Genomic DNA, 19,361 nt, shown 5'->3' on the forward strand with positions numbered 1-19,361 from the left:
CGACCGATGCTTTACCGCATGCGGCCCCAGCCGCCATCTTATCCACTAGAGGCATGGGAATGAGATCACCCGAGGAAGGCTTAATGAGCACACAGGAACGGATCGTCTTTCAGGGCGCCGGCGTCGAAATCGTGGGCAGCGCATCGGGGCCGGCGGACGGCCCGCCGATCCTGTTCCTGCACGGCGCGGGCCAGACCCGGCACAGTTGGGGCAAGGCCATTGATGAGGCGGCCCGCCGTGGCTTTCGCGCCATCGCCATCGATTCGCGCGGTCATGGCGACAGCGGCTGGTCGCCCGACGGACAATATGGTCTGGACCGCTATGCCGAGGATGCGCGCCGCGTGGTCGAACAGGTCGGCAGCAAGCCGATTTTCGTAGGGGCCTCGATGGGCGGATCGACCGGCATCATGCTGGCGGCCGATCAGGACAGCCCGCTGCGGGCGCTCGTGCTGGTCGACATCACCGCGCGGGTCGAGCCGGAAGCATCGCAGGAAGTGATGGCGTTCATGGGGAGCGCCCAGCAGGGTTTCGCTTCGCTGGACGAAGCGGCCGATGCGGTGTCGGCCTATCTGCCCCATCGGCCCAGGCCCAAAAATACAGACGGTCTGGCCAAGAATCTGCGCTTTCGCGATGGACGCTATTATTGGCACTGGGATCCGGCTTTCCTGTCCATGGGCCGCAGGTCGGGCGAACAGGAATCCTACCAGACGCGGATCCAGGCAGCGGCGCAGTCCCTTACCATTCCCACATTGCTGGTGCGTGGGGGAAAGAGCAGGATCGTCACGGAAAAAGGGGCGCGCGAATTTCTCGAACTCGTGCCGCACGCCGAATTCTTCAACGTCGCCGATGCCGATCATATGGTCGCGGGCGACGACAATGATGCCTTCAACGCGGCGGTGTTCGACTTTATCGGCCGGCTTGACGCCAGCACGGCGGCCTGAAGCCCCTTTTCCGCCGACCCGGCCTGAGGTCGATCAGGGCGCATATATGGGGATCGGCTCATCCCCCGGATCAGGCGTTTCCGAACGCCAGCGCACAGAGCCGAACGGCCGCTCCAGCATCCGGCGCACCACCGCTTCCGATCCTGCCAGTGTGAGGCTGCGGGCGTGCTGCTGGAGCGCGAGGTCGGACTTGGTCTGCCGCTCGCGATGCAGGAAATAATCGTTCCAGGTCGCGAAATGATAGCGTTCGGTCCACAGCGTCGGGTCGGCGATGTTGCGCGCGAGCGACAGGTTGCGCGCCCCGTTGCGCCGCCTGGCGCGATGCAGGTCCATCATCACCATGTAGAATTCGCGTGCGGTGGCCGGATCGACATGATGATCGACTTCTATGACGATCGGCCCGCTGCGCGGCGTCAGCGCCAGCGCGACCTCAGGCGTGTGCGCCAGTTCGACCAGTTCGATCTCGTTCGGTTCGATCCGCGGCAGCGGCAGGAGCAGATGCAGCAGCGGCAGCGCGAGCATGGCGCAGCCCGATATCGTCATAGCCGCCGAGATGCCGTATGAACCCGCCAGATCGCCCCAAAGCCAGGCGCCGACGGCGATGCCCCCTGTCAGTGCAGACTGATACCAGGACAGAGCCCGCGCCGTAACCCAGCGCGGGACCGACATCTGGACGCTGAGGTTGAGGATGGAGACCATGACCATCTGCGCCGCGCCGAAAATGGCGATGGCAGCGGCCGCCAGCAACAGCATATGGCTGAACCCGAATGTCAGGATCGTAACCCCCGTGCCGAACGCGCAGAGGCTGATCGTCATCCGGTCGCCAAATCTTTCACGCGCGCCCGGCAGCAGGAGTGCGCCGACTACCGCGCCGGCGCCCTGGCAACCCAGCAGCAGGCCATAGGTGCCCGCCCCGCCCCCGACCATGTCGCGCGCGATGATCGGCAACAAGGCCGCGATCGATGCCGTGCCAACGCCAGTGGAGAGCGCCCAGAGCATGACCGTACGAACCGAAGGCGCGTTGAAGACATAGCGCGCGCCAGCCGCGATCGCCCGGTCCAGCCGTTCAGGCGGCAGGCGCGAGGGCACCGGTTTACGCCGCCAGAGGAAAAAGGCGAGGATCAGGGGCAGATAGCCCAGGGCATTGGTGGCGAAGGCAGCGCCGGCCCCAGCAACAGCGACAACCAGCCCGCCCACCGCCGGGCCGAAGCTGCGCGCGATATTATAGCTGATCGAGGCCAGGCCGATCGCCGCAGGCAGATGCTCCGGGCTGACCTGCTCGCGCACCGATGCCTGCCAGGCAGGGCTGTAAAGCGCGCCGCCAACGCCGATCAGAACGCAAAAGCCCAAGAGCATGAACGCGTTTTCCAGCCCGGACATGGTCAGCAATGTCAGCGTGGTCGCGCAGATGCAGGCGAAGCCCAGGCCCGTCAGCGCTACCTTGCGCCGATCGAACATGTCGGCAATCGCCCCCGCGGGCACCGACACCAGCATCAATGGAAGCATCAACGCCGATTGAACGAGCGCGACCAGCGTCGGTGATCCGGTCGTGCGCGTCATGTGCCACGCCGCGCCGACGCCCAGGATCAGATAGCCGAAATTGGACAGCAGGCTGGCTGCCCAGATGCGGCGGAAATCAGGCTCTCGCAGAGGACCGAAGGGACTGGGGCGGGCAGAGGATGGAGCGGGCGCCGGTGCTGTCATTATCTTCTCGATCGGGCCGGAGCCGCGCGTCGAAAAAACCCGTCGGCGGCGATTGGGGGCGCTGTGCGCCGCGACCGGCCGTGAGCACGGCTGCGCGACAGCTACTGCACAATGTTTCTATCCCAGCCGTGACGGGAGGAAAGGCGCGCATTTCACTGATCGACGCGGCGATGTTTGCCTGCACCGACCCCACCTGCCTCCGCACATCGGCTTCCGCTTTGGATTATCGCCCTTATGTAGATGACGGGCCGCCACATCCGGGCGGCGGGCAGATGTGGGATAGCAATGGCTGAGGCTTATATCATCGACGCGGTGCGCACGCCCCGGGGAATCGGCAAGGCGGGCAAGGGCGCGTTGGCCGGTATGCACCCGCAACATCTGGCGGCCGTGGTCATGAAGGCGCTCGTGGCGCGCAATCATCTGGACACCGCCGACATTGACGACGTCATCTGGGGCGTGAGTGCGCAGAACGGCCTGCAAGGGGGCGACCTGGCCCGCATGGCGGCGCTGGATGCCGGCTTCGACGTCAAGGTGAGCGGCGTGACGCTCGACCGCTTCTGTGGCAGCGGCCTGACCGCCACGTCGCTGGGGGCGGCCCAGATCATGGCGGGGATGGAGGATCTGGTGATCGCCGGCGGCTCCGAGATGCTGTCCTATGTCACGCAATTTTCCCGTGACATGCGCGCGGCCGGCCTGCTGCATTCGGCGACGCTGGGGTCCGACAACGCCCGGTTGCAGGCGCGTCATCCCCAATCCAATCAGGGGCTGGCCGCCGACGCAATCGCCGCGATGGAAGGCATCGGCCGGGAGGCGCTCGACGCCTTTGCGCTTGAAAGCCAGAAGCGTGCCGCGCGCGCGATCGCCGAGGGACGTTTCGACCGATCGATCGTCCCGGTCCTGGCCGATGACGGCGCCGTGATCCTGGACCATGAGGAATATCCCCGGCCGGATACCACGGCCGAGGCGCTGGCCGCGCTCAAGCCCGCATTCGAGCAGATCGCCGACATGCCGGCCGAGCGCGACGGCACCACCTACCGCCAGCTCATCAATCGGCGCTATCCCGACCTGGACATCGTGCCGGTGCATCATGCCGGCAGCTCTTCAGGCGTGGTCGACGGCGCCGCTGCGCTCCTGATCGCGTCGGGTGAATATGCCCGCACCCACGGGCTGAGGCCCCGCGCCCGCATCGTCGCCACCGCCAACATGGGCGATGATCCCACGCTGATGCTGAACGGTCCGGTGCCCGCTGCGCGCAAAGTGCTGGAACGGGCCGGACTTAGCGTGCAAGATATCGATCTTTGGGAAGTGAATGAGGCCTTCGCCGTCGTCGTGGAAAAGTTCATCCGCAATCTGGGTATCGATCGGGACCGCATCAACGTCAATGGCGGGGCGATCGCGTTGGGCCATCCCATCGGCGCGACAGGTGCAATCCTGATCGGCACGGTGCTAGACGAGTTGGAACGACAGGGGCTGAAGCGCGGGCTCATCACCATGTGCGCCGCCGGCGGCATGGCGCCGGCCATCATCATCGAGCGCGTCGCGCCGTGAGGGTGCCCGCAGGAGCATTGTTGGGATAATGGGCGACACGACCGGAGAACCGCGTACACGCGCCATCGCGCGCAAGCTGACCGTCACGGCGCGCCAGATCGTTCAGCGGTTCGACCAGAGCGTTGAGCAGATGGGCGTTTCGCGCGCGAAATTCGCCGTGATTGCACTGGTTTCGCGCAAGCCGGGCGTGTCTCAGCGCGCGATCGCCGAACGGCTGCAAGTGACCGAGGTCACGGCGGGGCGGCTGGTTGAACGGCTCTGTGCCGATGGATTTCTGGAGCGGCGCGGCAACCCCAACAACCGCCGGACCTATTTCGTGCATTTGACCGCGGCGGCGCAGCCGCTGCTCGACGAGCTGTCGGTGGTCGCGGCCGCGCAGGAAAAACAGACCTTCCGCGGTTTCAGTACCGACGAACTGGATCAGCTCGAGCAATTTCTGGCGCGAATTTCGGCCAATATCGCGATCGGTGGGCGCGTGTCTGCGGAATGTCCCGTCGTCTCGCCAAAAGTCGAGGCTGACGCGATACCGATTGATTAGACCTTATAGGCCTTCATCTGCGTCTGCTGGGATGGAGCCATAAAAAAGGGACGCAGCCGTGCTGCGCCCCTTTTTTTGCATTTCGCTACACTGCGGCGCAGCATGATGCGCGCGCGCCGGTCACCACCGCTCAGCGCAGCGCGATGACGTCCGTCTTCTTGAGGCTGGTCGTCAGCTTGCCGCCGACAACCGAGAGGGTGTCGCCCGGAACGCTGATCATGCTGCCTTCGAAGATGATCGCGACCGAGCCATCGTCGTTCACGCGATAAACAGGCGCCAGCCGCGCACCCTTCACATCCACCAGCATCTTGCCGCGCGAAGCGATGCTCGCCGTGGCGGACTGATCCGCCGGCGCCTGGTCCTGGGCCATGGCAGGCGACATGGCAGCTGCGGTGGCAAGCAGGAAGAGACCGAAATTCTTCACCTTAGAAACTCCTCAGACTCATGATAGCGGCAAGCCCGCAATCGAAACTAAGCCCCGTTAGCGTTCGCGCTGAATCGAGTCAAGAGCGATGCTGTGTTGCAGCAAAGAATTTGGCGAAGCGGTGGCCGGCTATCTTCCCGGCGATGCATGGCGGGCCGCGCTCCGGCATCGGCGCGCGCGGCCCTGCGGGGTCAGCGCGGCGGCATCCGCATACCGGCATCAAGCCGAATGGTCGCCGCGTTCAGATAGGCGTTGCGGATCATCTCCAGCGCCAGGCTGGCAAATTCTTCGGGCTGGCCCAGACGACCGGGCGCCTGAACCTGGGTCGCGAGTTTCTCAAGATGCTGGGGCGGCATCCGCAACATCGGCGGCGTCGCGAAAAAGCCGGGCTGGATCACATTCACGCGGATGCCATCGCGCGCCAGGTCGCGGGCGATCGGCAGGCTCATGCCGATGATCGCCGCTTTCGCCGCGGCGTAGGCGGCCTGGCCGGACATGCCGTCGGTCGCCGCGGTGGAAGCGGTGTTGACGATGACGCCGCGTTCACCGTCGATGGGATCGAGCGTCATCATGCCGGCGGCCGCGCGCGTGAGACAGCGAAAAGAGCCGACCGCATTCACTGCCAACACCCATTCGAACCGATCGGTGGGAAAGCGCTTAATCTCTCCGGTTTCCTTGTCGCGGCTCACCGCCTTGCCGGAATCGCCGCCGCCGGCGCAGGAAATCAGCGCCCGTTCCTGACCATGCGCCGCGCGCGCCTTGGCAAAGGCTGCATCGACGCTTTCTTCCGACAGGACGTCGCACTGGCAGAAAAGTGCGCCGGTTTCGGCCGCGGCCTGCTCGCCCGGCTCTTCGCGCAGATCGAAGATCGCAACCGAAACCCCGGCAGCGCGCAGCGCCTTGACGGTTGCAAGGCCAAGCCCGGACGCGCCGCCGGTGACGATTGCTGCGAGCGAACTGTCGATCTTCATGATGCTCTCCCTGACAATGTTCGGACACGGACATCGGCGCCATGATCGCGGGCCGCACATCCCCTCCGGCGCAGGACGGGCCGGCGCAATCATGGCCTTACGCAAGATGACCGGACTGTCCCACCGGATGCTGTCGATGGACGCAATTTCATCGGGCGCGCGATGCCTGATTTGCCAAGGCCCGCAACACTTGCCCTGCGCGACGGTGACAATAAGACCATATGTTTAAAGAGGGCCGGAAAGTCACCGCTTCCGGGCAGGCATGATTTGGGGATCCCATGACACAGGTTATGAAGGGCATACGCATATTGGAGGTGGCCCAGTTCACCTTCGTCCCGGCAGCCGGCGCGATCCTGGCCGACTGGGGTGCGGATGTCATCAAGATCGAGCATCCCGTCCGTGGCGATACGCAACGCGGCTTCATCAACCTGGGCGGGGTCAAGGTCGATCCCAACCGCAACACGCTGATCGAGCATCCCAATCGCGGCAAGCGTAGCGTGGGCGTCGACATTTCCACCGAGGGCGGCCGCGAGGTCATCTATGAACTCGCCAAGACGGCCGATGTGTTCCTGACCAACTATCTGCCGAGCGCGCGGCGGAAGCTGGGCATCGACATCGATCAGATCCGTGCCGCCAATCCCGACATCATCTATGCGCGCGGCAGCGCCTATGGCGACAAGGGACCAGAGCGTGAAGTGGGCGGCTTCGACGGGACGGCCTGGTGGTCGCGCAGCGGGATCGCCTATACCATGACGCCTGAAGAGATTGAGGGCGTGTTTACGCAGCCGATGCCGGCCTTTGGCGACTCGATCGGCGGGATGAACATTGCGGGCGGCATTTCGGCGGCCCTGTTCCATCGGGCACGGACCGGCGAGGCGCTGGAGGTCGATGTTTCGCTGCTGAGCACCGCATGGTGGGCGTCGGGGGCGGCGATCGATCAGGCGATCGAAACCGGCATCGCGCCGCGTCAGCACATGCCCCGGTCCGGCGCTTCGGGCGTTAACCCCTTCATGGGCAATTACACCACGTCCGATGGCGAGACGATCAACCTGTGCACCCTGACGCCAGGCCCCTATATCCGCGACCTCTTCACCCATTTGGGACATCCCGAGGCGGCGGACGATCCGCGCTTTGCCGATGTCCATGCGCTGATGCAGAATTGGGCCGACGCCAGCGCAATCATCGTCAAGGCCATCGGCAGCAAGCCGTTCGATTATTGGCGCCAGCATCTCAAAACCTATCGCGGCCAGTGGGCGCCGGTGCAGAGCCTGCTCCATATGGCGACCGACGAACAGGCGCTGGCCAACGACATGCTGTTCGAAGTGGAGGCGGCGGAAGGCGGCGCGCCACTCAAGCTGGTCCGCGGCCCGATCCAGTTCAACCATCAACCGGTCGAAACGACCCGCGCCCCGACCGCATCCGAGCATACCGAGATCGTTCTGATGGAAGCGGGCCTGGACTGGGACCGGATCGAAGCGCTGAAAGCTGCGGCGGCTATCGCCTAATTGAACAGAGAGAGATGATGAAACCTGGTACGAAACTCAAAAGTTCTGTCTGCGACACCGAAGTCATGGTGATCCGCGTGGGCGAAGGCGACATCGAATGTGGCGGTGCGCCGATGGCGGAGGAACGACCCGCCGAGCGCGGCACCGTGGACGCCGCCTTTGCGGAAGGCACCAAGATCGGAAAGCGCTATGTCGACGAAGCGGGCACGATCGAATTGCTGTGCGTGAAGGCCGGGACCGGCTCGCTGGCGCTCAGCGGCACGGCGCTGCGCGCCAAAGACGCCAAGCCTCTCCCTTCTTCGGACTGATCGCACCAGCATGAACATCTCGCTCATTCTCCAGATGGCGGCCGACGCCGACCCTGACCGTATCGCGATCGTGTGCGAAGGCCGCCGCTGGTCCTATGGGGAGTTGCACCGCGCCGCCACAGGCGCCGCGCGGCTGTTCCGGGAGAGCGGCGCGAGCCATGTCGCGCTGCTCGATGAAAACAGCGCCGCTGCCGCGATCACCCTGTTCGGTGCGGCGATCGCCGGCATACCCTATGTGCCGCTGAACTATCGTTTGGCCGATGTCGACTTGAGCGCGTTGCTCGCACGCATCGCGCCGGCCGCACTGGTGGGCGATACGGCGCGCGCAGAGCGGTTGAACCCCGATGGTGGACATCTGTTTTGGACCCGCCAGACCCTGATCGAACAGGCCGAAGCGCGGGCCGATGGCCCGGAGCTGGAAGAGAGCGATGAGCCGGTCGCGGTCCAGTTGTTCACCAGCGGCACGACCGGCGTGCCGAAGGCTGCGGTACTGCGCCACGCGAACCTGCTGTCCTATATTCTGGGCACGGTCGAGTTCATGAGCGCGGAAGAGGGCGAGGCCGCACTGGTCAGTGTGCCGCCCTATCATATTGCCGGCATCGCCGCGTTGCTCAGCTCCACCTATGCGATGCGCCGCCTGTTGCTGTTGCCGGCGTTCGAGCCGGACGCCTGGCTTGACCTCGCATCGGACGAAGGGGCGACGCACGCCTTCGTCGTGCCGACAATGTTGGCGCGCGTCATCGCCGCGATGGAAGCGCGCGGTGGACATGAACTCACCTCGCTCCGCGCCATCGCCTATGGCGGCGGACGTATGCCGACGGAGCTGATCGATCGCGCACTCGATCTGTTTCCGGAAGCGGCCTTCACCAACGCCTATGGGCTTACCGAGACCAGCTCCACCATAGCGCTGCTCGGCCCCGAGGAGCATCGCGCTGCCCACCGGTCGGACGACCCGACGGTGCGGGCGCGGCTGGGTTCCGTTGGTCGGCCGCTGCCCACCATCGAACTGGAGATTCGCGACGAGGAAGGCCGCAAACTGCCGGTCGGCGAGCGCGGCGAAATCTATGTTCGCGGCGATCAGGTGTCGGGAGAATATCGGGAACGCAGCGCACTGGATGCAGAGGGATGGTTCCCCACCCGTGACGCGGGCTGGCTGGACGCGGAAGGCTATCTGTTCCTGGCCGGTCGCGCCGACGATGTGATTGTGCGCGGCGGTGAGAATATCTCGCCCGGAGAGATTGAGGATGTGCTGATGACGCATCCGTGCGTCGCCGATGCCTGCGCCGTGGCCGTGCCCTCGCTGGAATGGGGCGAAGCGGTTGGCGTGGCCATCGTCGTCCGACCCGGTCACAACCCCGCGAGCGAAGCGGAATTGTGCGAGTTGATCCGCAGTCGCCTGCGTTCGTCGCGCGTGCCGGAACGGATCAGCTACCTGGAAGTGCTGCCCTATAATGAAATGGGTAAGCTGTTGCGGCGGCAGGTCAAAGCGCATTTCCAGGGCTGACATGTCCTTGTCGATCCCGCTCGCCGACGTTGCCGATGCATGGATCGGCGATTTGGCCCGCGCGACCGAAATCCAGGCGCTGGCGCAGATTGCCGGCGCCACATTGCTGGGCGAACGCGCCTTGTTTGCCGACCTCCCCGTCCCCGGCCTGCGCTCGGCCGGCGGTGGGTGCCGGCTCTATCCTACCGCCAGCGGATGGATTGCGCTCACGCTGGCCCGCGATGACGACCGGACGCTCCTCCCCGCCCTGCTCCGCACACAGGATGTTGCCGACGCGGACGATGAGGCGCTCGCCACCGCCTTTGCCCGTCAGGATGCGCAGGCGCTGGTCGCACAAGGCCGCGCCTTGGGCCTCGCAATCGCTGCCGAGGATGAGATCGAGTCCGCTTCGCCGGCTCTGGTCCAGCTTGGCGACGCGCCGCGCGCCGCGCCGCCGGGCGACATGCCCCGCATAGTCGACTTGTCCGCGCTGTGGGCCGGGCCGCTCTGCACCCATCTGCTGCATCTTGCCGACGCGCAGGTCACCAGGATCGAAAGCGTGACGCGTCCGGACCGGATGCGGGATGGCCGCGATTCGCGGCTGTTCTCCCTGCTGAACCAAGGCAAGGTCGAGCGGCAGCTGGACTTGCGCTCGGCACAGGGGCGCAGTGCCCTGTTCGATCTGATCGATGCGGCGGACATGGTGGTCGCGGCCGCCCGGCCCCGCGCACTGGCGCAACTGGGCCTTGACCCAATGGGTTTCGTTGCCGGGAAGCCAGGCCGGCTCTGGCTGACCATCACCGGCCATGGCGCGGACGGCGACCGTGCGACATGGATCGGTTATGGCGACGATAGCGCAGTGGCCGGCGGGGCGAGCGCGGCGATGCGCGGGGCGACCGGCGAACCAGGCTTCATCGGCGATGCATTGGGCGACCCCCTTTCAGGCTTATATGCCGCGCGTGCGCTCAGCGCCGCATGGCGCGAGGGACGCGGCGGGGCGTTCATATTGTCGATGCGCGGCGTTGTGGCACGGGCGATCGCACAGGCACAGGCGCGTGACGCGTCGGATTTCAAGGCGCAGTTGCGTTGCTGGCGCGCGGCGGCGGGCAGTCCGTTTCCCGCCGTGCCGGCGCGCGACGCTTCGACAGCGCCCCTCCTGGCTGCCGAACCCATGCCATGCTGATCCGCAACGCCGAATTGGAGGGCGGACAGCGGGCTGATGTCCGGATCGCCGGGGCGCGGATATCGGCGATAGGGCAGTTGAGGCCGGAGCCGGGAGAGTGCTGCATCGCTGCGGGCGGCCGGCTGCTGCTGCCCGGCCTGCACGATCATCATATTCATCTGCCCGCGCTGGCCGCGTCCCATGCCTCCATACCCTGCGGCCCGCCCATAGTGACGAATGATGTGGATCTTGTCAGCGCGCTCGCGATCGCGGGGGACGGCTGGGTGCGGGGCATCGGCTATCATGAAAGCGTGGCCGGAATGCTCGACGCGGCGATGCTCGACCGGATGGCGCCCGACCGGCCCGTCCGCATCCAGCATCGTGGCGGGCGTATGTGGTTTCTGAACTCGATGGCGCTCGACCATCTGCTGGCGCGCAGGGCAGCGCCGCCGGGACTGGAGCAAGTGGGGGGGCGTTTCACCGGCCGGCTGTTCGACGATGACGCCTGGCTGACCGAGGCATTGGCCTCTGCGCCGCCCTCGCTCGCTGCGGTCGGGGCGCTGCTGGCAAGGCGCGGCGTCACCGGCCTGACCGAAATGACGCCCCGCAATGATGGTGCGATGGCGGCCTTTTATGCCGCGGAGCAGGCGCGCGGGGCGCTGCCGCAAGGGCTGCTGGTGGCGGGTCGACCGAGTCTGCGTGAATCGGACATGGGCGTGCACATGCGCCGCGGGCCGGTGAAGCTGCATTTGCATGAAGCGGCCCTGCCGACCTTTGATGATCTCGTCGCCCAGATCGGGGCCGCGCACGAGGAGGGACGCGGGGTTGCGGTGCATTGCGTGACGGAGGTGGAACTGGTTTTCACCCTGGCCGCCATCGGGACGGCGGGCGCGCATCCGGGCGACCGGATTGAACATGCCGGCGTAGCGCCGGACGAGTCGGTCGACGAAATCGCGCGGCTCGGCCTGGCGGTCGTCAGCCAGCCGCACTTCATCAGCGAACGGGGCGACGCCTATCTGGCCGATACCGAACCGCGCCAACACCCCCTTCTCTATCGCCTGCGCGCCTTTCGCGCTGCGGGCGTCGCGCTGGCAGCGGGCAGCGATGCGCCTTTTGGACGACCCGATCCCTGGGCATCGATGGCGGCCGCCGTGTCGCGACGGACCAGGGATGGCCAAATCATCGGCGCGGAAGAAGCACTGAGCGCCGAAGAAGCGCTCGACCTGTATCTGCGCGATCCGGTCGATCTGCGGGCGCGACGATGCGTATCGCCCGGTGCGGTCGCCGACCTGTGCCTGATCGACCGGGACTGGGCGGCGGCACGGCGCAACCTAGCCGGGGTCAATGCCCTTGCCACCTTCGTGCAGGGCGTCATGATTTTCGATGCGATCGACCAGGCCCCAACGGAGCGCCGTTTGCGCGTTAATGCGTCGGCCTGAAAGCATCAGCAGCAAGGCCCGGCCCCGCCCGATCCGACGCGACACGGAAACGCAGCCGCCGGCGCCGGGCAGCAGGCCCATGCCCACCTCGGGCAATTGAAACCAGGCTTGTGGGGCGGCGGTGACGATGCGCGCGAAAGCGGCCATTTCCAGGCCCGATCCGACGCAGGCTCCCTGAATGTGCACGTCAAGGCGGTCGCTGCATTGGGCGAGCAACAGCGCGGGAAGCGTGCGACTGCGGATCCAGTGGCCGAGCGCCGGGTCGCGCGTCGTGCCGAACTCATCCAGATCGGCCCCCACGGAAAAGGCCCGCCCCTTGCCGCGCAGAGCGACTCGCGTGATGCTCGGGTCGAGCAGCGCAACCATGAGCGCTTCGTAGAGCCTGTCCCGCATACCGACATCGATCGCATTCTGCGCTAAGGGTCGGTCCAGCGTCAGTGTCAGGCACGCATCCTCGCGTTGGACATGGACGCAGCCCGGTGCTGCAGGCATGGATGCCGGAATTCGATCCGCAAGCCATCGGGCGCACTCCCCACCGCCCAGCAATAGACCATAGGCCATCGACTCGGTCGGTAGCGCAAGTGCGGTCGGCAGCGGTTCGATCGCGCGCAGCAACTGCACCAGGGCGGCCGCCGCCTGCGGGTGACGAGACGCACCTGTAAGCAGCATTTCCGCGGAAAACGGCGGTTCCAGTACGGCGTCGAACCAGGTCGCGGCCGGATGCGCGGGATCGCCCCGGGCGACCACCGGGAAAGGCGGCAGCGGCGGCGGCGCAGCATTTTCCGGCAGGGTAGCCAGATCGACCAGCGCAATCGCCTGATCGCCCCAATCCCGGTTTTGCAGCGCCTCATAGCCGATCTCACATGCTTGGATCGTCATTTTTCCCCCAGTTTGGGCCGATGTGGGCCATTATAACCTTAACTGATATTCTAGAAGAACCGACATGCTCTAATTTTTCTTGACTTGGGAACTTTCCAAGTGCAGCATTGAGAAAATGAAAGGAGAGAGGTGTATGCTGGCAGCGCATTGTGATGGGAACAAGGCCAAGACGGCTCGGCGCATCATTGAAGTCCTAGAATATTTTGATGAGCAACATCGTGAAGCGACGGTGATGGACATCGTCCGCCGCTATAACCGCCCTCAGTCGAGCACGTCCGAACTTCTCGCGACGTTGGTCGAGTTGGGGATGCTCTACAAGGACAACCGATCGCGCCTTTACACGCTGACCCCGCGTGCCGCCATTTTGGGCTCGATAGCGCAGCCAGCCTTCGTGCGGCACGGCACCTTGTCGGTCGTCGTCGATTCGCTGATTGCGCAGCATGGCCTCAGCATGGCCCTGTTCGGTCTCGTGGGCCTCAATACCCAGATTTTCCGCTGGTCGCTCGGCTCCAGGCAGGAACCGCGCGATGCCGGGCAATTGTGCAACGGAGCGCAGGAACGCCTGTGCGACAGCACGGTCGGCCTGCTGCTGCTTTCCACGATCGAGCAGAACCGCCGTGCGGGGATGCTTCGCCGGCTGAATGCAGAGGCGCCCGAGGAAAAGAAGTTCGTGCCGTCGCAGATGAACCAGCAGGTTCAGGAAGCGGCCATGCGCGGCTTTGTCACAGGCCCCGTCGCCTTCGACAGCAGTGCGCATGTCGCCGCCATTCTTCTGCCCAGCGACGACAGCAGCCGGCCTATCGCGCTTGGTTTCGTCTACGAACCGAGCGAGGATATCGATCCTTCGATGCTGATCGCCTCGCTGCGGTCCGCCATGAGCCGGAATGCCGAAACGCCCCTGCGGGATGCGTCCGAACCTTGCGAGCCGCTGCTTCACGCAGCCTGATCTCCGTTGCGGTAAACAGGTGAATAAGAAGGGGCGCCAACAGGCGCCCCTTCTTATATGGAAGAACGAATCAATGGCTGAGCGGCATCGTGCCAGTCTCGCTGAAATCGACAAAAGTGTCGAAGGTGCGGGCCGCCGTCGCCATTCGCTCGGGCTGGAAGGTGAAGCACTGCCCGGCCGGCAGGTCCGCCTGTTCATAGGACAGTTTCCTGCGCGCACGCTGCCGCCCATGGGCAAGCAGGCACGCCCAACGCAGGATGCGCGCCGCTTCCTGCCCCGCCGGGTCGCGTGTCGCGATCCACTCGTTAATGCCGGTCAGCGGCAGTCCGGCAAGGACCGGTGGATCGACAATGGTGAACCCGCTCACGTTCCAGCGCAACAGAGCTGTGCCGTTGCGCCGCAGTTCCGCTGCCGACAGGCCATCGACGGGGTCGGAGACGAATACATCGTAGCAGGTCGACGCTGCATCGAGCGCGTGCGCAGCTGCCCAGATGGCCAGGTCATGGAGATGGGTGCAATTGGCCTTTTTCTCGCCGCGCCGGGCAAAGGCATCGAGCCGTATATCGGTAAATGTCGCTTCCGCCACCGCTCGCGCGCCCGGGCAGGTCGTCCACGGCACCCGGATCATCAACGCCTCGACCTGCGTCGCTCGTTCGCCATCGTGGATCAGGCTCACCTTCATGTGGTGATAGTCATCCTCAACCTCGCAGGTGGAGCGATCAGAGTTGGGCGTTATGACGATGCGGCGGCGGAAACCGGGCTGATCCTCGATCCTGACATCCATCGCCGTCAGTTCTCCTGCAAATGCGCTGACCGCCTGCTCAATCCGCGATTTTCTCGAACAACGGAATGAAAATATGGTCCTGCTGTTCGAACGTCACCTTGACCTTGTCGCCAAACTCGACCGCCTCGACCGGGGCATTGACGATATTGCTGGTGAGAATGACCCCCGGCGCGTCGTCAAGCGCGACCCTGGCGATGACATAGGGCGCTTCCAGGCCGGGATACCAGGACTGGTGATTGATGGTGAAAGTGTCGATCACGCCAGTGCCCGACACCGCTTCGGGCGAGACATCTTCCGACAGGCAGGTCCGGCACACCGGGCGCGGCGGATGGATGTAGGCGGCGCAGGACTGGCATCGCATGATCATCAGGCGGCCTGCGCTGCCGCCGGTCCAGAAAGCGCGATTGAGTTCGTCCAGTTGGGGCAAAGGTCGGGGCATCGGTCAGGCCTTCCAGCAGATAGAGAATTTCAGGTCCGGTCACATGGTCGCCGTGTAAAGTGGGTCGTCCCTCCTCAAGACGCAACTCGGCATGGGGGTCGGTTTCCCCCTGTAAACACTTGCCGCTCCATCAGACGATCGGACGGTCCATCCCGCGCTGTTTGCAACGCGGCAACCGGGCGCGCGAGGATAGTGTCGATCATGGCAAACCTCCGAACGTTACCGGAAGAGGTCGCTTGGGATGGAATATCCATCTCCGTCCATTCAGCGTCTTCTGTCCCGTGACTAAGCATGGTTAGTATTCATCATATAAACTCATCGCGCTACTGGCCGGACACAAGATCAGCCTTCCTAAAGCGCGCGATAACGCCCCCGCGATGCTGCGTTATCGGTAGTTCTGTTGAGCTCCTTTACCCAGTAATAGAGGGGGTACAGGTTTTCGCCGGTCTTGGCTGCTCCAATGCAGTTGGCCTGCAAAATGCAGAGATAGGTGGGGGATGCGGATAAGGATCGAAAGAGCGCAATGCGTCGGAAACGCCCGGTGCAATGCCGTAGCGGAAGCGCTCTATCCCCTTGATGACGATGGTTATATCGCAACCGATGGATTCGATGTGCCGGCCGAATCGGCAAGTCTGGCCCGTCGCGGCGCGCGGGCCTGCCCGGAGCGAATCATTTTCATCGAAGAGGATCAGTAACCCCATGCGCGGACGGCGTTCATCTTCCGGGCGACAGAGCGCAGGCCTGGTTGGAAGATAATATAAAGAACATAGTAGCAATAAATCGAGCGAAACGCGCTAAATTCTAGACACGCAAATAATCATGGGCGCCTCACAAGAGGAAGCCCGAGTGAGGGAGAAGACAATGCCGAAGGGAAGTATCTTGAAAGTGGAGCTGCTCGCATCCGCCGCCCTAGCAACGATCGTCAGCACACCGGCCTTCGCGCAGGCCACCAACGACGACATCGTCGTCACTGCCCGCCGCGTTGAAGAACGCCTGCAAGACGTGCCAATCTCCATTACCGTGCTGAGTTCGCAGCAGATCGCGAACCGGAACATCGTCAATGCCGGCGACATCGGCACCTATGTGCCCTCACTGACCAGCAACAGCCGCTTCGGCCCTGAAAATACCAGCTTCGCGATCCGCGGCTTCACGCAGGAAGCGCAGACGGCGCCTTCCGTGGCTGTCTATTTCGCTGACGTCAGCGCGCTACGTTCGCAAGGCGGCACCCAGTCGGGCAATGGCGCCGGTCCAGGTTCGTTGTTCGACCTACAGAATATTCAGGTGCTGAAAGGGCCGCAGGGCACGCTGTTCGGGCGCAACACGACGGGCGGCGCAATCCTGCTGGTGCCGCAGAAGCCGACCAGCGAACTGGAAGGTTATGTCGAAGGGTCAGTCGGCAATTATGCGCTCCGCCGCCTGCAGGCCGTCATCAACGTGCCGCTCGCCGACACTGCGCGCTTGCGTCTGGGCATGGACCGACAGACCCGCGACGGCTTTTTGGAGAACACGTCCGGCATCGGCCCCAAGGACTTTAACAATGTCGATTACATCGCGCTGCGCGCCAGCCTGGTGCTCGACCTGACGCCGGACCTCGAAAATTACACGATTGCCAGCTACAGCAAGTCGGACACGAACGGCTACATCCCGAAAATCGCAACCTGCAATACCGCCCCGACCGGCTTCAGCACCGGCATCCTGGCGCCGCGCGCATGTGCCCAGCTTGACCGCACGCCCGGCTTCTACCAGATCGAGAATGGCAACCCCCTTGCCATGCAGAAGATCGAACAGTGGCAGGCGATCAACACCACCACTTGGCTGGCCAGCGACACCTTCACTGTCAAGAATATCGCCAGCTATGGTGAATTCAGAACGAGGAACAACACCAACCTGTTCGGCGACAATTTCACCTTTGCGGGGGCACCGTTTACCTATGTCGGCGTTTATGCCGACAAGGACAGCTATAATGCCGCGCAATATACTTTCTCGGAAGAAGTGCAGCTTCAAGGGCGCAGCGCCAACGACGCGCTGATCTGGCAGGCCGGTTTCTTCTATGAGAACAGCGATACGCTCGGCATTCAGAGTACGCTTTCGCCCATTCTTCTGGCCTGCACCGACATCTATGCCTTTCAATGTTCCGACCCGGTCGGTGCCTCGATCGGTCGAGCAACGGGTAATATCCAGAATTCGCAGAGCGCCTACAAGTTCGAGAGTCTTGGTCTGTATGCACAGGCCACTTACAAGCTGACCGATCAGTTCAGCGTCACCGGCGGTATCCGCTATTCCAAGGACCGGGTCGAAGGTCTGGGCCAGGTGCGTCGCATCCTCTTCCCGACCCCCAATGTGCCTGTATTCGTATGCGCCAACAATCCGACAATCAGCGCTGTCGACGCGAGCGCATGTGCGGTGACGACAGTCCAGAAATCGAGCAAGCCGACGTGGCTGATCGATATCGACTATAAGCCCGTCGATGACGTTCTGCTCTATGCCAAATATGCGCGCGGATACCGCCAGGGCGGCGTGAACGCCTCAAACGTGGGCCTGGGCTCAACTTGGCAGCCAGAGAAGGTGGACACCTACGAACTGGGTGCCAAGGCCAGCTTCAGTGGCGCTGTGCGCGGCTATTTCAACATTGCCGCTTTCTATAACGACTTCAGCAACCAGATCCTGCAGGCCAACGGCGTGCCAACGCCCGGCAATTCGCCCGCAACCGCGCTGATCAACGCGGGCAAGTCGCGCATCCGCGGGGTCGAAGTCGAGGCTTCGCTAACCCCGGTGCAGGGCCTGACGTTCGACGTAGGTTACGCCTATCTCGACACCAAGCTGCAGTCCTTCAACCCGCCGGCATTCGACCCGACCCGGTTCACGGCGCTGATCCCGACCGCGACCGTTGGCGGTCCGCTCACTCTGTCGCCAAAGAATCGCGTCACCGTGACCGGCACTTATACGCTGCCAATCGATAGCTCGATCGGAAAGATCTCCTTCGGTGCGACCTTCACCCATACGGACAGCCAGATTGCAGCCGCGCCTGCGGCAACGCCAATCGGCGTATTGCCTGCTACCGACCTGCTCAACCTCAACCTGAACTGGAACTCCGTCGCCGGGGGGCCGCTCGATTTCGCACTGTTCGCGACAAACGTGACCAACGAGAAATATCTGGCGATCGTGGGCGGCAGCTATAACAGCGCAGGCTTTGAATCGGTCGGTCCGGGCCAGCCGCGCATGTATGGCGGTCGCGTGCGGGTGCGCTTCTAAAACAGGAATGCCCAAAGCGCCTGACCAGGTGGGCTGGCAAGAAGGAGCGGTCGGCAACGACCGCTCCTTCTTTTCATGAAGGCGCGCGCCAAGCGTCGGTGGGGCGATACCTGCACCCCCGCCCGCTTGACGCCGCCCCATGGCTTGGCGGAAAGCGACTGCATAGCCCTAAAATGCGGGCCAAGGAGAGTAGCATGACACAAGCACCCGTCGCCGAAGAGCCTCATCTGCTGACGCATGTGGACGATGCGATTCTGATCGCCACGCTCAACCGGCCCGCCAAGCTCAACGCGCTCAGCGGGGAAGCCCTCAGGCTGTTCAACGAGGCCCTGCTGCGCTTTCGCGACGACCCGGATCTCAAGGTGATGCTGGTGCGCGCGACCGGCCGCTATTTCTGCGCCGGGGTCGATCTTAAATCGGGCACGAGGCCCGCGCCGCCCAAGACCGCCAGCCAGGTGCGCGAACGCCATCGCACCGGCCTCAATGGCATGCATCGCATGTATGACGAAATGGAAGCGATCGAGAAGCCGATCGTCGTCGCCCACCATGCGCCGTGTGTCGGCGGCGGCCTGGAGCTTTCGCTTTCCTGCGATTTCAGGCTCGCAGCGAAGAGCGCGCATTACTCCTTCCCGGAGGGCAAGCAGGGCGTGATCCCCGCTTCCAATGGCGTCAGCAGGCTCACGCGCATCGTGGGGACGCATTGGGCGCGCTATTTCATCATGGCGAACAAGCTGGTCGATGCCGACCGCGCCTATGTGATGGGGCTGGTCCATGAAGTCTTCCCGGACGAAAGCTTCGAAGAGGAAGTCATGGCGTTCTGCCGCCATCTCACTGCGCAAAATGGCGAACAGATGGGCACCGCCAAGCTCGCCATCGAATTGGCCCGCGACGTCAACCTCGCCCAGGCGCGCAATGTCGAGCGACTGGCCAACAGCGCGCTGATAATGAACCCGGATCATGAGACGCTGTTCAGGCGTCACCTTGAGACGGTCGGGAGCAAGGACAAGCCGTGAAATAGGGCAGGAACGGCGCGAACCG

General features: G+C 64.1%; 18 protein-coding genes. 12 read left to right on the forward strand and 6 right to left on the reverse strand.

Going from position 1 to position 19,361, the window contains the following annotated elements; translation table 11 throughout:
• Window positions 1-83 precede the first annotated feature (83 nt).
• A complete protein-coding gene (locus tag C100_RS41995; RefSeq protein ID WP_024021122.1) occupies window positions 84-941 on the forward strand; it encodes an alpha/beta fold hydrolase in 858 nt (285 codons plus the stop codon).
• A 33-nt stretch (window positions 942-974) separates the two neighbouring features.
• Here C100_RS41995 and C100_RS42000 read toward each other — a convergent pair whose 3' ends face one another.
• Window positions 975-2,645 (reverse strand): MFS transporter, encoded by a 1,671-nt coding sequence (locus tag C100_RS42000; RefSeq protein WP_024021123.1) that lies wholly within the window; start codon window positions 2,643-2,645, stop codon window positions 975-977.
• 285 nt (window positions 2,646-2,930) lie between these two features.
• Between C100_RS42000 and C100_RS42005 the strand changes: the two genes are divergently transcribed.
• The gene (locus C100_RS42005; protein WP_024021124.1) at window positions 2,931-4,193 is read left to right on the forward strand and encodes an acetyl-CoA C-acetyltransferase; all 1,263 of its coding nucleotides are present in this window, start codon (window positions 2,931-2,933) and stop codon (window positions 4,191-4,193) included.
• A 28-nt stretch (window positions 4,194-4,221) separates the two neighbouring features.
• Window positions 4,222-4,731 (forward strand): MarR family winged helix-turn-helix transcriptional regulator, encoded by a 510-nt coding sequence (locus C100_RS0125165; protein WP_024021125.1) that lies wholly within the window; start codon window positions 4,222-4,224, stop codon window positions 4,729-4,731.
• A 130-nt stretch (window positions 4,732-4,861) separates the two neighbouring features.
• Here C100_RS0125165 and C100_RS42010 read toward each other — a convergent pair whose 3' ends face one another.
• Together C100_RS42010 and C100_RS42015 are read right to left on the reverse strand one after the other, a co-directional pair.
• On the reverse strand, window positions 4,862-5,155 hold the full coding sequence (locus C100_RS42010; protein WP_024021126.1) for a hypothetical protein: 294 nt from the start codon (window positions 5,153-5,155) through the stop codon (window positions 4,862-4,864).
• Between the two features lie 191 nt (window positions 5,156-5,346).
• A complete protein-coding gene (locus C100_RS42015) occupies window positions 5,347-6,126 on the reverse strand; it encodes an SDR family NAD(P)-dependent oxidoreductase (protein ID WP_024021127.1) in 780 nt (259 codons plus the stop codon).
• A 278-nt stretch (window positions 6,127-6,404) separates the two neighbouring features.
• Between C100_RS42015 and C100_RS42020 the strand changes: the two genes are divergently transcribed.
• Genes C100_RS42020 through C100_RS42040 form a run of 5 tightly spaced genes read left to right on the forward strand, consistent with a single transcriptional unit; the run spans window position 6,405 to window position 12,023 of the window.
• Window positions 6,405-7,631 (forward strand): CaiB/BaiF CoA transferase family protein, encoded by a 1,227-nt coding sequence (locus C100_RS42020; protein ID WP_162833678.1) that lies wholly within the window; start codon window positions 6,405-6,407, stop codon window positions 7,629-7,631.
• Window positions 7,632-7,645: 14 nt separating this feature from the next.
• Window positions 7,646-7,939: a hypothetical protein gene (locus C100_RS42025; RefSeq protein ID WP_024021129.1), complete on the forward strand. Its 294-nt coding sequence runs from the start codon at window positions 7,646-7,648 to the stop codon at window positions 7,937-7,939.
• A 10-nt stretch (window positions 7,940-7,949) separates the two neighbouring features.
• The gene (locus tag C100_RS42030; protein WP_024021130.1) at window positions 7,950-9,443 is read left to right on the forward strand and encodes a class I adenylate-forming enzyme family protein; all 1,494 of its coding nucleotides are present in this window, start codon (window positions 7,950-7,952) and stop codon (window positions 9,441-9,443) included.
• A 1-nt stretch (window position 9,444) separates the two neighbouring features.
• A complete protein-coding gene (locus tag C100_RS42035) occupies window positions 9,445-10,605 on the forward strand; it encodes a CoA transferase (protein ID WP_024021131.1) in 1,161 nt (386 codons plus the stop codon).
• Window positions 10,599-12,023 (forward strand): amidohydrolase family protein, encoded by a 1,425-nt coding sequence (locus C100_RS42040; protein WP_024021132.1) that lies wholly within the window; start codon window positions 10,599-10,601, stop codon window positions 12,021-12,023. Before C100_RS42035 ends, C100_RS42040 begins: the two co-directional genes overlap by 7 nt.
• On the opposite strand, the gene C100_RS42045 is transcribed toward C100_RS42040, so the two are convergent.
• Window positions 11,916-12,902, reverse strand: coding sequence for an enoyl-CoA hydratase/isomerase family protein (locus tag C100_RS42045; RefSeq protein WP_024021133.1), 987 nt, complete (start codon window positions 12,900-12,902; stop codon window positions 11,916-11,918). The genes C100_RS42040 and C100_RS42045 overlap by 108 nt on opposite strands.
• A gap of 133 nt (window positions 12,903-13,035) precedes the next feature.
• Between C100_RS42045 and C100_RS42050 the strand changes: the two genes are divergently transcribed.
• Complete coding sequence (locus C100_RS42050) at window positions 13,036-13,848, forward strand: helix-turn-helix domain-containing protein (protein ID WP_024021134.1); 813 nt, start codon at window positions 13,036-13,038, stop codon at window positions 13,846-13,848.
• Between the two features lie 70 nt (window positions 13,849-13,918).
• Here the strand turns inward: C100_RS42050 and C100_RS42055 are convergent, their stop codons facing one another.
• Both C100_RS42055 and C100_RS42060 read right to left on the reverse strand, forming a co-directional pair.
• The gene (locus tag C100_RS42055; protein WP_024021135.1) at window positions 13,919-14,632 is read right to left on the reverse strand and encodes a DUF2889 domain-containing protein; all 714 of its coding nucleotides are present in this window, start codon (window positions 14,630-14,632) and stop codon (window positions 13,919-13,921) included.
• A 37-nt stretch (window positions 14,633-14,669) separates the two neighbouring features.
• Window positions 14,670-15,071, reverse strand: a complete 402-nt coding sequence (locus C100_RS42060) for a Zn-ribbon domain-containing OB-fold protein (protein WP_024021136.1) — start codon at window positions 15,069-15,071, stop codon at window positions 14,670-14,672.
• A gap of 497 nt (window positions 15,072-15,568) precedes the next feature.
• Here C100_RS42060 and C100_RS42065 point away from each other — a divergent pair, with 497 nt between their 5' ends.
• From C100_RS42065 to C100_RS42075, 3 genes are all read left to right on the forward strand, one after another.
• On the forward strand, window positions 15,569-15,766 hold the full coding sequence (locus C100_RS42065; protein ID WP_024021137.1) for a ferredoxin: 198 nt from the start codon (window positions 15,569-15,571) through the stop codon (window positions 15,764-15,766).
• 166 nt (window positions 15,767-15,932) lie between these two features.
• The gene (locus C100_RS42070) at window positions 15,933-18,323 is read left to right on the forward strand and encodes a TonB-dependent receptor (protein WP_031310000.1); all 2,391 of its coding nucleotides are present in this window, start codon (window positions 15,933-15,935) and stop codon (window positions 18,321-18,323) included.
• A gap of 194 nt (window positions 18,324-18,517) precedes the next feature.
• Complete coding sequence (locus C100_RS42075; protein ID WP_024021139.1) at window positions 18,518-19,336, forward strand: enoyl-CoA hydratase/isomerase family protein; 819 nt, start codon at window positions 18,518-18,520, stop codon at window positions 19,334-19,336.
• The last annotated feature ends 25 nt before the right edge of the window (window positions 19,337-19,361 follow it).

Origin of the sequence: Sphingobium sp. C100 (assembly GCF_000508185.1) — a bacterium.
GTDB lineage: Bacteria > Pseudomonadota > Alphaproteobacteria > Sphingomonadales > Sphingomonadaceae > Sphingobium.